The organism is Metamycoplasma subdolum (genome assembly GCF_033546815.1).
Lineage (GTDB): Bacteria > Bacillota_I > Bacilli_A > Mycoplasmatales > Metamycoplasmataceae > Metamycoplasma > Metamycoplasma subdolum.
The window spans coordinates 262,126-277,158 of the sequence record NZ_CP137846.1 but is presented as its reverse complement, the minus strand read 5'-3'; the positions used below and the strand labels follow the sequence as shown (position 1 = coordinate 277,158).

Here is a 15,033-nt window from a genome sequence, read left to right as displayed (position 1 = left end):
AAATATGAAAAAAACATATAATACTAGTCTTTCAGTAAAAGACATTAATAAAACTGTTGAACTTTATGGGTGAATTAGCAATAAAAGAAAATTTAAAGATCAATATTTTATTGATTTACGTGATTCATCAGGAATTATTCAGCTTGTAATGCACGGAATTTCTGATCCATCTTTAACTAAAGAAAGTTGCCTTAAAGTTAAGGGTATAGTAAAAAGAAGAATTGAAGAAAACGAACAACTAAAAACTGGAAAAATTGAAGTTCATGTTTTACAATATGAAATTTTAAACATATCAAATCAAATTCCATTTGAAATCAGCCGAGAAAATACAGCAAATGAAGATTTAAGACTTGAATATCGTTTTCTAGACTTGCGTCAAGAAAAGATGTTAGATAATCTTAAGCTTCGTCACAAACTTTTCCTTTTAATAAGAAATTATTTTAATAAAGCAGGATTTATTGAAGTTGAAACTCCAATTCTTTCAAAATCAACTCCCGAAGGTGCACGTGATTATTTAGTTCCGACAAGAAGAAAAGGAAAATTCTTTGCTCTTCCACAATCACCTCAACTTTACAAACAGCTTTTAATGGCGGCCGGTGTTGAAAGATATTTCCAAATCGCCCGCGTTTTTAGGGATGAAGATTTAAGAAAAGATAGACAACCTGAATTTACTCAACTTGATATTGAGATGTCATTTGGAGGTCAAAAAGAATTATTTAAGCTTTGTGAAAAACTTTGAAAAACAGTTTTAGAACCACTTGGATGAAAAATAAAAACTCCTTTTCCAGAAATGGATTTTGAAACTGCAATGTTACGTTACGGAAATGACAAACCTGATACTCGTTTTGGCTTCTTAATTAATGATTTTTCTAAAGAATTATGCCAAATGTTAGTTAAAGATTATGTAAAAGTTATGTTTTTTGATAGAGATGTTGCAGAACATATGCAAATAATTAATGAAACATTTAGAAAAAACAACGGTGAAACTTTATTAATCAAAACTAAAGAAGAACTAAAAGAATTTGGACCTGAAATTGAAGAAAAACTTTTACAAAAAGCATATGAAGAAGATAATCTTGAAGATCCAATTTGCGTCTTTTCTTTAGCAAACAAAGAAGAAAATGCTTTAAAATCATTAGGAGCAATTAGAACACTTTTAAATGAAATTTTTGAAATTGCTGATCCAAATCAATTAAACTTTTTATGGATTGTAAATTGACCAATGTTTGAATTTGATGAAAATGAAAATAAATATGTTTCAGCTCACCATCCATTTACTCAATTTGAAAGAAACACGCTTAAATATTTAAAAACAGGTGAATTTGAAAAAGTTCGTGCCAAATCTTATGATTTAGTATTAAACGGCTTTGAACTTGGTTCAGGCTCAATTAGAATACATGATGCTGAAACTCAAAAACTTATGTTTGATGTGCTTGGGATTAGTGAAAAAGAACAACATGATAAATTTTCATTCTTTTTAAAAGCATTTGATTATGGTCTTCCACCACATAACGGAATTGCATTTGGGCTTGAAAGACTGCTTATGATTTTAACGAATTCTTCATCAATTCGTGATGTAATTGCATTTCCAAAAAATGCTAAAGGAATTGACTTGCTTTCAGCATCACCTTCAAATGTAAGCGAAGAACAATTAAAAGAATACTCAATCAAACTAATTGAAGAAAGATAAATTAAGGAGGAAATATGACAGGCGGAGCAATTGCTATAATCGTTATTTTAATGATTCTTGGTCTAGGAATCATGTTTCTTGCCTTTTTAATGGCTCCTGACAACAACAGTTTTAGCGGAGCTTTAGTTGGTAGCGGCGATTTGGATCTTTTCAAAGTTTCAAAAGAAAGAGGCATTAAAAAAGTCCTTAAATATTCAATGCTAACTATGGGACTTTTACTATTTATCTTATCTATTGTTTTAAGAGTCGTAATGCAACATATTAAATAGGGATAAAATAGTACAGATGAACAATTTTCGAGATAATAAGGTTAAAAAAAATTTAAAGCTTCAAAAAGATGAGGTTTTAAATTTTATTTCATCAAATTCCAAAGTAAACTTTATCAAACTTGCTAAATCATTAAAAATTCCACATTATTTAAACAAAGAATTAACTTTAATAATAAAAGAGTTAATTAAAGACAAAAAAATCGAAATTGATAGAAACGATTTTTATCAAGCAATTAACTTCCTCAAACAAGTTGAAGCTGAAATTGCTATTACTAGCAAAAGACTTGGCTTTATTGACTTTAAAAATGAAAATGGTGAAGAACTTTCAGCTTTTATTCCGCCATCATTAATTAAAAACGCTTTAAATAAAGATTTACTAAAAGTAGATATTTTTTCTTATAAAGGTGAAGAAGGACAAACTTTATACAAAGCAATACCTTTGGAACTTAAAAAACATAATCAAAAATATATAATCGGAAAAATTCAACGTTTTGAACACAAAGTTTTCTTTGACCCTCTTAACGAAAAAGATAAAGGTAATTATTTTTTTGTTAACAAAGCGTTCTTAAAAAACTTAAAAAACGATGACATCATTCGCGTTGAAGTATTAGAACCAAACGATGCTGCAATTTTAATTAAATTTGATATGCTAGTTTCAAACTTACAAGATCCACTTTATCCAACTAAATCAGTAATTGCATCAAACGGAGTTGAAACTGAGTTTAGTGAAGAAGTAATTGAAGCTTCTAAAAAACTTCCAAAAGAAGTAAGTGGCGAAGAAATTAAACAAAGAAAGAATTTAATCAATCTTTTAACAGTAACAATTGATGGACTTGATACAAAAGATTTTGATGATGCTATTTCATGCTATAAACTAGAAAATGGAAACTTTAAACTCTTTATTCATATTGCTGATGTTTCATATTATGTTAAGGAAAACGATTTAATTGACGAAGAAGCTCTAAGAAGAGGAACAAGTATTTACTTACTTTCAAAAGTTGTCCCAATGCTTCCTTTTGAACTTTCAAATGGAATTTGTTCTTTAAATCCCGATGTAGTTAGAAATTGTTTAACATTAGAACTCGAAATTGATAAACTGGGAAATAATAAAGATGTAAAAATTTATCCCTCATCAATTAAATCTGATTACCGTTTAACTTATAATGAAGTTAACGATTATTATGATAAAAAAATAGATGTTCCACAAGAAATTTCAACCTTGCTAGATACTTCATTAGAACTTTCAAAAATAATTCGTAAAAGAAAGCTTGAAGAAGGATATATTGACTTTGAAATAACTGAAACTAAAGTGATTATGGAAGGTGACAAAGTTGTTGACATTATCGCAAGAAGCGAAGGAATTAGCGAAAAACTTATTGAAGATTTCATGGTAAGAGCAAATGAAACAGTAGCCAAAATGATGGAAGAAAACAAATTTCCTTCAATTTATCGTGTTCACGATGCACCAGCAGATGAAAAACTTGGCATTTTACAAGGCATTCTAGATTTTTTAAAAATGCAGGATTTAAAAGTACCATATGATAAAAATCCAAAGAGTTTTTCAAAAGTTGTTGAAAATGTAAAATCAAGAAGATTTGATGAGTATGTTAAAATGATGCTTTTAAGAACTCAACAAAAAGCAAAATATACATCTGATAACATTGGACACTTTGGACTCGCCTCAAAATCTTATTCACATTTTACAAGTCCAATTAGAAGATACCCTGATTTACTTTTACATAGATTAATTCGTGAATTTATCTTTAACAAAAAATTTGATAAAGAGAAATATGACTTATATAAAGAGAAAATTGAGAAAATTGCTATTCAAAATTCTGAATCAGAAAACGTTGCTGTTTCAGTGGAAAGAGATATTGTTGATATCAAAAAATCAGAATTTTTTACTCAATTTGTTGGAAAAACTTTTAATGCTCAAGTAACCTCAATTGAAAAATTTGGAATCTTTTTTAACATTGAACCTTATCAAGTTTCAACCTTAGCAAGGTTTGAAAATTTAGGCGATAATATTGTAAAAATCAATGACTTTCTTGCAAAAGGCAATAAAACTGAAATTAAAGTTGGATCTTTTTATAACATAAAAATAGATTCAGTTGATCTTGAAAAAGGCAAAATAAACGCATTGTTAGCCTAACAGGGCTAATTTTTATTAAAATTTAATTATGCAAAAATTAATTTTAAAAAACAAATTTTCAAAATCAGATTATGAAATACATTCAAAATTTGAATGCGGTATTTCATTACTTGGTTGAGAAGTAAAATCTTTGCGAGCACAAAATGCTAAGATTGAAAATAGTTTTTGCTATATCTCAAAAAAAATGGAACTTTGACTTAATAATTTATATATTGCACAATATATGAATGTAAAAGGCGATAGTGAAAGAAGCAGAAAACTTCTTGTTCATAAAAGTGAAATTTTAAAAATTAAAAACTCACTTGAAAGACTTAATTTAATTCTAATTCCAACTTCAATGTATTGAGATAATAATAAAATAAAAGTTGAAATTGCTCTTGCTAAAAAACTCAAAAAGTTTGATAAACGTCAAAAAGAAAAAGAATTAGAAGCCAAGAAAAAACTAAAACAATTCATTTAAAATTATCTTGGGGATGTCATGGTTTCGACATGCATCCAATGTAATTAGCGGCAGTGGTTTTGCAAACCATAATGCTCTAGGCTTTTTAAACGCAAAGGATAAAAAACCTGAAGGTGTAAGCCTTCCAGTTGTTGCAACATACAACTACCAATCAAACCTAGCATTCGCCTAACTGAATACTAGTCCACAGATTTTTGGCCCGAAAATCTAGTTGGCTATAGGGCTATTTGCAATAATTTTGTTAATTTTTTATTGTATGAAAACTGCAAATTAACTATTCTAGTTAAGTTATGATACTATGTGTTAACTAGCGAAAAATAAGCATTGTATCTAAACTGTAGATGTTAATTGCAGAAGGTGTGTGGACCGGGGTTCAACTCCCCGCATCTCCACCATTTTTTATTGCAAAAAATTAAAAACTAAATTTTTCTTGCTTTATAATAAGAAAATAAAACTTATAAATTTTAAAGAGGTCCCTATGGCAATTCGTTATGTTGTAAATCACGAAAAAGGCTGAGCAGTTACAAATGCAAACGCTAAAAAAGTTATCAAAACTTTTAAAACCCAACTAGAAGCAATCAAATACGCAAATAGTTTAGCTGATACTTCATCAGTAATGGTTCAAAGCACAAAAGGATCATTTAGAAAGGCGTAATTAATGTTTGAACTTTTAGACGGAAAGAATTATTCTGAAGTCTTGAAAGAAGAAATTAAAAATAATACCTTAAAGCTTGGGCAAGATAACTTGCCTATTTTAGGTATTTTGCAAGTTGGCGATGAAGCCGCTTCAAATTATTACGTTTCACATAAAATAAAAGTTGCAAAAGAGCTTGGAATAAACGCACTTAGCGTTAAATTAAAAAGCTCTTCAAAATTCAATGAAATAAAAGAAGCATTAGTTAATTTAACTAAAAAATGCAGTGGATTAATAGTTCAACTTCCAATAGCAACTGATATTAAACTTGAAAAAGAAAAAGTTCAAGAACTTTTAGATTTAATTCCATTTGAAAAAGATATAGATGGACTAAGTATGTTTAATCAAAATTCTTCATATGATGGAAAAAACAATTTCATGCCTGCAACTGCTAAAGGCATTATTTTGTTGCTGAATAAATATGATATAAATTTTAAAAATACTACTATTGCTGTAGTTGGGAAATCTTTTATTGTTGGTAAACCTTTAGCGTCCTATTTTTCAACTTTCAAAGAAAATAAAGTTTTTACTTATGAAAAAGGAACTTCAAAAGATACAATCAAAAATGCAAAAATTGTCATAGTTGCAACTGGCGAGAGAAATTCAGTTACTTATGATATGTTGCAAAACAATGTTGTTTTGGTTGATGTTGGAATTCATAGAATTAATGGAAAAATTTACGGCGATTTAGATTTTGACAAATGCAAAGAGAAGGCAAGCTTTATAACTCCAGTGCCAGGCGGTGTAGGGCCTATGACTGTAATTTCATTGATTTTAAATCTTATAAAATCTTACATTTTGCAAAATCCAAAAAAGGGAGAATATTATAAAGAAATAATTAAATATTTGTAATTTATTAATCAAAATTTCTTAGTTTTTACTATTTTTTTATCCATTTTGAAGACTAAAAAAGTTTTGATTTTTTTTATATTTTTCTCTTCAAAAAGTAAGTAAAATAATATCGTTATCAAACAAAGAAAAAGGAAGTAAGGAGAATATGATAATAAGTATTAGCGGTATGATAGGTGCAGGCAAAAGTTGTTTTGCCGAAAGACTGCATAAACACTACACAACGTCAGAAATATTGCACGAATTTGATGAAGAAGATGAAGTTTTCAACACTTACTTAAACTGATTTTATGAAAAGAAGGAAAATGTTGAAATTAGTTTTCAATCATATATGGTAGAAAACTATGCAACTAAATTTAGTCAAAAGCTTGAAGAATTTCATAAATTAAAAAAAGATCTTAAAAAAGATCACATATTTCTTGATCGTTTACCACTTGAACTTTACATTTTTGCAAGATTAAGCCTTAAAAATAAAAATAAAAAATATTTAGAAGGTTATAAAGCCTTGTTTGAAGAAGTGTTGTCAAAAATCGCCCTTCCTGACTTTGCTATTTTCTTAAATATTTCTTTTGATACTTTCAAAAAGAGAATTTTTGAAAGAGGAAGAGAAAGTGAAGTTAATAACTTTGAAGCGAATGAAGATTATTTCAAAGAACTTCACAAAATTTATTTAGAAACTTTTAAAGAATTTGCTACTAAAGTAAATTTAAAATATCTAGTAATTGATGTAGATGATAAGAACCCGAAAGAGATTCTTAAAGAAGCAATTGACGTCATTGAAAGTTTAAATTCTTCAACCGTTCAAGAATTTGCCCGTTAAAACTTACTACTTATGGTAAGTTTTTTTATTTTATAAAATAAAAAGCTACCAGTGGTAGCTAAAAAATTAATTATTAGAAAGAACAATCTATTTTTTAATTTCTTTAAGTCTTGCTGATTTACCTTTAAGGTCTCTCATGTAGTAAAGTTTAGCTCTTCTAACTTTATTTTTTCTAGTAACTTCAATGTTTGAAATTAAAGGTGAATTAATTTTAAAAATTCTTTCAACTCCAACTCCATAAGAATCTTTTCTAACTGTAATTGATTTGTTAATTCCTGTGCCGTAAGCTGCGATAACCAAACCTTCAAAAATTTGAATTCTTTCTTTGTTTCCTTCTTTAATACGAACGTGAACTTTAACGTTGTATCCTTCTTTAATTTCAGGAAGGTCACTTCTAATTTGGTCTTTTTCTACAAGTTCTAATAATTTAGTTCTCATTATGTTTTATCCTTTCAATAATATCAGGTCTATTTTTCCTAGTTTTTTCTTCACTTGCTTTTTTTCTTCATTCTTCAATTTTTTTATGGTCTCCGCTTAAAAGTACTTCAGGTACCTTAAGTCCTTTATAATCAACAGGTTTAGTATATTGGGGATAGTCCAAAAGTCCATCTCCTTCAAAACTTTCGTTTTGATGTGAACCTTTTCTAATAACACCAGGCACTAATCTTGCTATTGCTTCTGAAATAGCCATTGCAGCAATTTCTCCACCAGTTAAAATAAAATCTCCAATAGAAATTTCTGCGTCAACAAAGTTTAATACTCTTTCATCAAAACCTTCATAATGTCCACAAACTAGAGTAATTTCTTTTTTATTTGCTAGTTCATGAGCCATTTTTTGATCAAAAACTTTTCCTTGTGGACTTAGTAAAACTTTATAACTATTTTTAACTGATTCAAGGGCAAGATCAATTGGCTCAACTTGTAAAAGCATACCATCTCCGCCACCATAAACTGTATCATCAACTTTGTGATGTTTTTCTTTTGAAAACTTACGAAAATCAATAATTTCTATTTCAAGATGTCCAAGTTTAATTGCTTTTGCAATCATACTTTGACTTTTGAAAGCTTCAAAATACTTTGGGAATAAACTAAGAATGTTAATTTTCATAATTTTTATTTACTATTTTTACTGCTTACGTATTTAGCGTAGAAATTGTCTTTTTTAAGTAAAGTTCTTACAGTTTCTGTAGGTTTTGCACCTTCATCTAGATATTTTGTTACTAGTTCATAATTTAGATTAAGTTTTTTAGTATTTGGATCATAGTAACCAAGTTCATCGATGAATCTTCCATCTCTTGGGCTTCTTGCATCAGCTGCTACAACTTTATAAGTAGCATAGAACTTTTTACCAGTTCTTTTTAATCTTAATTTAACCATTTTTGTCCTCTCTTTTGTCTTGTTTTAATAATTAATAAATTAATTTTAACACATAATTTTGCTGTCAAGCAAAAATACTTGACACTTTTTAATTTATTATTTTATTTTTAATGTGAAAACAAAAGAATAAATTTCTATTAAAAATTCAAATTTGTTCTAATTTAAAGTAGTTTTTTCAAAATTTTAATGCGAAAATTTTTCTAAAAAATTAACTTATAGTTTATAATTTTTGTATATGAATAAACAAGAATTAAAAGAAAAATTAAAATATTCATTTTGTCCTTACTCAAAAGTACAAGTTGCTGCTTGTGCAATTTATGAAAATGGTAAAGAATTTTATGGTGTAAACTGTGAAAATCCTGCTTTTCCTTCAGGACTTTGTGCTGAAAGAAGTGCATTATTTGGCTCAGTTGTAACCGGCATAGAAATTGGTAAATTTAAAGAAATTCATATAATAAGTAATTCAAATAGAATCTTATATCCATGTGCAGCTTGTTTACAAGTAATCACACAATTTTTAAAAAGAGATGGCAAAATTTTTATTTATTCTAATGATCTAAAATTAGAAGAATCACATACTATAAAAGAATTTGTACCTTTTCAAGTAAGAGAAGATGACATTAAATTTTAAATAAAATTTTTAAAGAAAGAATTAAGCAGGCAAATAATGCTTGCTTTTTTATTATTAATTTACTAAAATTATTTTAAAAATTACTATAATTAATGCGTTATGATTTTTTAGCAATTATATACATTAAATAAAACAAAAACAATATCAAAATTGAATTAATATAATCTGAAAAATTTTAAACTACTTTGCATAAAAACCTTTAATACTTAAAGTTTTTTTACAAAATCATAGGTTAATTTTGAAATTACATTAATTAACAAAGGAATTATTATGCTTTTTGATAAAGTTCACTGAACATATATTATTCTGACTTTTGTTTGTACTATCCTTTTACTAGCGGCTGGATATTACATTAAAAAGAAAGAACATAAAAACATTTTTTTAGGTTTCTTTGCATGAGGAACTTTTCTTATCCACATAAGCACACTTTGAGTTGACTTCTTTATAAACAATCCAGTTGTTATTCAAAGACACTCTTCAATTTTAATTACAGTTTATTTTTGTAACCTTTGTATGTTTGCCTTGCTATTTTGTTCAATGTTTAAAAACAAAGAAGGCAGATTATTCAAACATTTTGCAACATTCGTTGCTTGAGGTGGAACAATTGGTTCATTAATAACTACATTTTATCCAGACTTTTACATGGATTATCCAACAATTGACTGAGGAACAATGAAATCAATGATGTCACATACATTTATGTTAATTGGATGTTTATATTTATTTGTTGGAAAATACATCAAATTAAGAGTTTCAAATTTAATTTCATTTTTCTATGGTTTAGTAGCGGTTCTAATAATTGGACTTGCTCTTGATGGAATTTTAAAATACACAGGCAAAAAATATGGACTTCATGTAACGGATGAATCACCAATGTATATTTATAAAGGGCCAATTCCAGATGTTAAATGGTTAACTGGCCCTGTGATTGCTCTGTTTATGATGGTATTAATCTTCATTATTGCTTCTATCTATGAAGCGTTCTTGCCAAAAGAAGAAAGATGGTATAACAAAATCAAAGCATTTGTTAAAACATGCAAGGAAAAAAGAGAAGCTAAAAAGCTAAAAGTTTTAGCTCAAAATAATGAAACTTTATATGAAAATAAAGTTGAAGAAGAAGTTAATCAAAACCAAGAATAATTAACTTCAAAATGAAAATAAATGTATTGCAAAATACATTTTATTTTTTACTTTTTTTATGTTATAATTAGCACGTTACTTATAGAGTAACCATACCAAAAAGGTTTGCAAACTATTTTATATAGTACCTTAAAGATGTGACAAAATATAAGGGGGCAAAATGTTTGCTATTATCGAAACTGGTGGAAAACAAATAATTGTTAAGCCGGGCGACACAATCTTTATTGAAAAGGTTGAAGGCAAAGAAGGAGATAAATTTACCTTTGATAAAGTATTAGCTATTGATGGTAAAATCGGAACTCCTTACTTAAAAAATGCTTCTGTTTCATCAATTATCGAAAAACAAGGAAAAGCTAAAAAAATCGTTGTTTATAGACATAATGCTAAATCAACTCATAAAAGAAAATTAGGTCACCGTCAACCTTACACAAGAGTTAAAATTTTGGAAATCAAGGGGTAAGAGACTATGGCACATACGAAAGCCGGGGGAACAACCCGTAATAGTAGAGACTCTGCAGGTAGAAGACTTGGAGTTAAAGCTACTGATGGTGAATTCATTTTAGCAGGATCAATAATTTTTAGACAACGTGGAACCAAAATTTTTCCAGGCAACAATGTTGGAATGGGAAAAGATTACACACTTTATGCTTTAATTGACGGAATTGTAAAATTTGAAAACAGAATCAATCGTAAATTTGCTTCAGTTTATTCAAAAGAATCATTAGTAAAACCTACACCTAGCAAAAAGGCTAGTGTTAAAACAAGCACAAAAACTAAGGAAACTAAAGAAGTAAAACCAACTTCAAAAACTTCAAAAGTTCCTAAGACTACTAAAACTAAAGAAGTAAAAGAAGTTAAAGAAGTTAAACCTAAAAAAGAAACTATCAAAAAAGTTGCTGCTGCTAAAAAACCAGCAGTTAAAAAAGTTACTAAAAAAACTGAAAAACTGAACTAAATTCAATATCTATAAAGATAAATTAATGCAGACCAAAATCTGCATTTTTAATTTACTTTTTTTCATTAAAACATTAAAAATAACCTTGAGTTCTTATTTTACGGAAACCAAAAAAAAAAAAAAAAAGCAAAAAAAGTAGAAGAAAAGTTAATTTTACTCAATAAAACAAGGATTAAATACCTCCGGTATTAGGCAAATTGGTCCATATTTTCCTTATATTTTTTAATGAATAAAAAAATATTAACTATATTAATTATTATTAATTAATAAACTTATTAACTCATCTTATAACTTACTATATTTCATTTGTTATTTTAAAATAACTATTTCTTATGCTATGAGTTAGTAGGTATTTTTTTATTCACTAAAAATTTTTTATAAGGAAAAATTTATGTCAAAACCAAAATTTAAGAAATTACTTGTATTATTATCACTTTTACCTGTATCGGCCTTGCCACTTACAAGTATTTCTTTAAAAACTGACAAGCAAAATAATAATAAAATAACAGAGACAAGAGCAACGAGAGCTGAACCTTGACATGCAGGTGCATTAGCGGTTCTTCAAAAGGACTTTCAAGAAGGGCTAAAGTTTTTTAGTAAAGAAACTCAAGAGGAATGAAGAGAAAAAACTCCAACTGCAATAGGATGAGAACATGTGTTTGAATTTTATTGATTAATTAAAAGTGCCGTGATATCAGAATGGCCAGACGACAGTTCAATTGATGATATACCAGGGGCAGCAAACTTCGTTTTAAAAGACAAAGATGCTTATGCTTTTAATTTATTAGATAATCTAAGCAAAGAAACTGGATTTGATGGATATAAAACATCTTATTTTAAGAAATTGGTAAAGCTTGAGATTCAAGATCACCCTTTTTATTTAGAAGATAGATTTTTCAAAGAAAATTATGGCAGACATGAGGAAGATATTTATGAAAAACTACACTGAATGTTTTCCGCAGTTACTCCCTATTTATATACAATTGAAAGAGTATCTAAGCAATTCAAACTATACCATAGGCTTAGAACCGACAGAAATTCCTCTTATGAATTCATGGGTGCAACATATGAACGGCAACAGAATATTTCTCTAATTGTAAATAACACCACAGATGATCGATTTTTATATCCTTCGCCTGATGATGGAATTAAGTTTAGTGCTACTGTGGACAAGTTGGATGAGTATTACAATAAATTATCACCCCATTTATATTTGCCTACCGCAAAAGAAGATCTATTTTCAATTCAAGAATTCGTTGAAGAGGTAAATAGAACTCATATTATTGACCTAAATCCAGAACTACAGAATTCATATGATAATATTAGGATGTTCAATAGTGAGAATGATTTTCCAAAAATGGTGCAACTTAGAAAAGATGCTTGTGATTTTGGAATTAAGTATGCCACAAATATTTTAAATGAAACTATAGTGCCTTTAGAAGGTTATTATTTAGGTTCAGCAATAAAAAATTTTTTTCTACTAGAACTTCAAGAAGAAATTATTTCTATGGTTGATCAAGATCCAAATCGTAGTTGAGACAGACTTTATACTAAAGATTCTGTTATATTACCCTTAAATCAGTTAATTGATTTACTAAAGGAATTTAAAACATTCAATAAGAAATTTAAAGATTTAAAAACAGAATTGAATTTAAAAGCAAACTATTATAATGGAACTGCATTTACTGATAGTCAAGTATATAAAAATGCACCAATAAATTTACAAAATGCATATAATACTGCTTGATTAAATGCCACAAAAGATTATGATAATTTCATGGAAGAAGAACAAATTAATAATGCACTTACTGCACTTAAAAAAGCAAGAGAAGATATTGAAGCTAACAGTGTACCGCTTGATAAAGAATATCTTAAAAACTTTGTAATTTCAATAGAAAAACCTGAAGCAAAATGACTTCTTTCTTCTGGACCATTAGCACAGCAACTTAAAACTGAGATTGATAATGCAACAGATTTGGAAAAACTAAATTTAGTTTTTGCTAAAATTCAAAAATCATTTGCTGATTTATTTACTACCGGTGCTTTTGATTCTAATAGTTTGTGACGTCATGAACATTACAATTTAATAACAAACGATAGAAAAAATAAAATAAACACTACAGCACAATCATTTTTAAATCTTATTAAACTTGATATTCATTCAAGTGATTGAAAAACAACACTTGAAACTTTTAGACCAAAAGTTTTAGAACTACAAGAAATTATTGATTTGTGTGCAAAAATAGGTGAAATGAATCAAACATATCACACAACCGCACAACATACATTAAACATTAAATACTCAAATATAAATCATGCTCAAAATTATAGACAAAAAATTGAAGAAGCCTATGCAAGCACTTCAATTGATAAAGCAGAACTTTCTGAACAAATTAAACAAATTACTATAGCATCAAATTTAGTTGATGGTTACAAAAACATTTGAAAAAAATTCTATGATTTAATAAATGGGCTAAACGTACAATGATTAGATAGTAATAAAAAAACTGAAATTATTAATACTACAATCACAAATTCTGCAACTAATTGAGATAGTATAAGATGAAACGACATTTCAATATATGAAAAAATTCAAAACTTATATACCTCAGTAAGTAATTCTTTAACAACATTTATTTCTACTTCTAGTTTATGCTCAGATTTAAACCATAACCAAAGAGCAAAACTACTTTCACTCGTTCCTGCTTTTATACCAAATAAAGTTGATGAAAATGCTACTCATATTACTACTTTAAATAATTTATCACTTGAAGCAATTCAAACAAGTGAACAAATGAAATTATTAAAAGAAGAACAAGCAAAACGTGCAAACATTATTACTACTGATAACTATAAACACGCTGATAAAGATAAAAAAGATGCTTACGATCAAGCATTTGCAAACTCAAACTTTACTGATGCTAAAACAAAAGCTGAAGTTGAAAGCTTAAAAACTTCTTTAGAACAAGCAAGAGAAGCTTTAAATGGCGATGCAAATCTTTTAGAAGCTGCTAAAGCTGCTCTAATAAAAGAAATTCAAGATGATGAATATTTAGAAACTAACCAAAAGCAAACTTTAATTGCAGAAGTTAACCTTGCAACTCAACTTTCTGATTTAGATCCTATTAGAGAGGAAATAGATAATTATCATAAAGCAAAATTAGAACAACTAAAAAATGATCTAAAAGCTAAAATAAATGCAACAGATTGACCAACATCTAGTGACAAAACTTTTCTACTTTCTAAAGCTGACAATATGACCTTAAAAACTTCTGTTCAAACATATGCTGAAGTTACATACGAGCTAAAAAACTTACTAAAAAATGAAGTTAAAAGTTTAGAAAATCTAAACAAAGCTCAAAAAGATAAACAAGCTCTTGCAATTGATGCAATAAAATCAATTGATAAATTAATTCTTGAACACAAACAAATTAATGAACTTGAAAAAGTAATGAAAGAATTAATTGATATCCAAAATGAATATAAAGATGTCAAAACTTTAGTAATTTATCTTGAAGAAAAACAAGACAAAAAGGATGCATTTGACAATGCATACAATGCTTTAACATTTAGCGATGCTAAAGATAAAACTCAAGTTGAAGCATTAATTAAAAATGTCAAAGATGCTAAAGAAGCATTAAAAGGTGATTCAATATTAGATCAAGCTAAGAAAGACTTAAAAACTGAAATTGACAATAATGCTAAACTTAACAAAGAACAAAAAGATAACTTTAAAAATAAAGTTGATCAGGCAAAAAGTTCTGCTGATCTTGCAAAAATTAGACAAGAAATTTTAGACCTAGAAACTCTTCTAGCACGCCCTAAAATTTCAGCCTCACTAAGAAATAGTGCAAAAGCTGGACTTGCTCTTAATATTTTGTTACTTCTAGGCTTGGCAGCAGTTGCTACTATCCTACTAACTGTATTTAAGAAAATAAGACGTTATTAGCAAAAAAACAAAACAATAAAAGCGAAAGGTAAAAATCTTTCGCTTTT

The 15,033-nt window shown here is 27.9% G+C and carries 14 protein-coding genes, 1 other RNA gene and 1 pseudogene; 13 read left to right on the top strand and 3 right to left on the bottom strand.

The features are described 5' to 3' along the window. Window positions 1-4 precede the first annotated feature (4 nt). The 8 genes from aspS (at window position 5) to R9C05_RS01175 (ending at window position 6,934) form a co-directional block, all read left to right on the top strand. A complete protein-coding gene (gene aspS, locus R9C05_RS01210; protein ID WP_121940769.1) occupies window positions 5-1,690 on the top strand; it encodes an aspartate--tRNA ligase in 1,686 nt (561 codons plus the stop codon). 14 nt (window positions 1,691-1,704) lie between these two features. Continuing rightward, window positions 1,705-1,959 carry a preprotein translocase subunit SecG gene (gene secG / locus R9C05_RS01205; RefSeq protein WP_121940770.1) on the top strand — a complete coding sequence of 85 codons (255 nt, stop codon included), beginning with the start codon at window positions 1,705-1,707 and terminating at the stop codon, window positions 1,957-1,959. 16 nt (window positions 1,960-1,975) lie between these two features. Then, window positions 1,976-4,111, top strand: coding sequence for a ribonuclease R (rnr, locus tag R9C05_RS01200; RefSeq protein ID WP_211320123.1), 2,136 nt, complete (start codon window positions 1,976-1,978; stop codon window positions 4,109-4,111). 28 nt (window positions 4,112-4,139) lie between these two features. Further along, window positions 4,140-4,571, top strand: a complete 432-nt coding sequence (gene smpB, locus R9C05_RS01195) for an SsrA-binding protein SmpB (RefSeq protein WP_121940772.1) — start codon at window positions 4,140-4,142, stop codon at window positions 4,569-4,571. Between the two features lie 9 nt (window positions 4,572-4,580). Further along, window positions 4,581-4,966, top strand: a transfer-messenger RNA (tmRNA) gene (ssrA, locus tag R9C05_RS01190). An 83-nt stretch (window positions 4,967-5,049) separates the two neighbouring features. Then, the gene (locus tag R9C05_RS01185) at window positions 5,050-5,226 is read left to right on the top strand and encodes a DUF2188 domain-containing protein (protein ID WP_121940773.1); all 177 of its coding nucleotides are present in this window, start codon (window positions 5,050-5,052) and stop codon (window positions 5,224-5,226) included. A 3-nt stretch (window positions 5,227-5,229) separates the two neighbouring features. Further along, on the top strand, window positions 5,230-6,117 hold the full coding sequence (locus R9C05_RS01180) for a bifunctional 5,10-methylenetetrahydrofolate dehydrogenase/5,10-methenyltetrahydrofolate cyclohydrolase (RefSeq protein ID WP_121940774.1): 888 nt from the start codon (window positions 5,230-5,232) through the stop codon (window positions 6,115-6,117). 145 nt (window positions 6,118-6,262) lie between these two features. Continuing rightward, window positions 6,263-6,934 carry a deoxynucleoside kinase gene (locus R9C05_RS01175; RefSeq protein ID WP_121940775.1) on the top strand — a complete coding sequence of 224 codons (672 nt, stop codon included), beginning with the start codon at window positions 6,263-6,265 and terminating at the stop codon, window positions 6,932-6,934. Between the two features lie 87 nt (window positions 6,935-7,021). Here R9C05_RS01175 and rplS read toward each other — a convergent pair whose 3' ends face one another. The 3 genes from rplS to rpsP are packed head-to-tail and all read right to left on the bottom strand — an operon-like array spanning window position 7,022 to window position 8,311. Beyond that, a complete protein-coding gene (rplS, locus tag R9C05_RS01170; RefSeq protein WP_121940776.1) occupies window positions 7,022-7,372 on the bottom strand; it encodes a 50S ribosomal protein L19 in 351 nt (116 codons plus the stop codon). Beyond that, window positions 7,362-8,042, bottom strand: coding sequence for a tRNA (guanosine(37)-N1)-methyltransferase TrmD (trmD, locus tag R9C05_RS01165; RefSeq protein ID WP_121940777.1), 681 nt, complete (start codon window positions 8,040-8,042; stop codon window positions 7,362-7,364). Before trmD ends, rplS begins: the two co-directional genes overlap by 11 nt. A gap of 5 nt (window positions 8,043-8,047) precedes the next feature. Beyond that, complete coding sequence (gene rpsP, locus R9C05_RS01160) at window positions 8,048-8,311, bottom strand: 30S ribosomal protein S16 (protein WP_121940778.1); 264 nt, start codon at window positions 8,309-8,311, stop codon at window positions 8,048-8,050. Window positions 8,312-8,546: 235 nt separating this feature from the next. Between rpsP and R9C05_RS01155 the strand changes: the two genes are divergently transcribed. The 5 genes and pseudogenes from R9C05_RS01155 to R9C05_RS01135 all read left to right on the top strand — a co-directional run bounded on the left by R9C05_RS01155 (window position 8,547) and on the right by R9C05_RS01135 (window position 14,986). After that, the gene (locus tag R9C05_RS01155) at window positions 8,547-8,942 is read left to right on the top strand and encodes a cytidine deaminase (RefSeq protein WP_121940779.1); all 396 of its coding nucleotides are present in this window, start codon (window positions 8,547-8,549) and stop codon (window positions 8,940-8,942) included. 270 nt (window positions 8,943-9,212) lie between these two features. Then, a complete protein-coding gene (locus R9C05_RS01150) occupies window positions 9,213-10,082 on the top strand; it encodes a TMEM164 family acyltransferase (RefSeq protein ID WP_121940780.1) in 870 nt (289 codons plus the stop codon). Between the two features lie 160 nt (window positions 10,083-10,242). After that, complete coding sequence (rplU, locus tag R9C05_RS01145) at window positions 10,243-10,542, top strand: 50S ribosomal protein L21 (RefSeq protein WP_121940781.1); 300 nt, start codon at window positions 10,243-10,245, stop codon at window positions 10,540-10,542. 6 nt (window positions 10,543-10,548) lie between these two features. Next, window positions 10,549-10,800: pseudogene (gene rpmA, locus R9C05_RS01140) on the top strand (50S ribosomal protein L27); the annotation flags it as partial. A 628-nt stretch (window positions 10,801-11,428) separates the two neighbouring features. Beyond that, on the top strand, window positions 11,429-14,986 hold the full coding sequence (locus tag R9C05_RS01135) for a GA module-containing protein (RefSeq protein ID WP_121940954.1): 3,558 nt from the start codon (window positions 11,429-11,431) through the stop codon (window positions 14,984-14,986). Window positions 14,987-15,033: the final 47 nt, after the last annotated feature.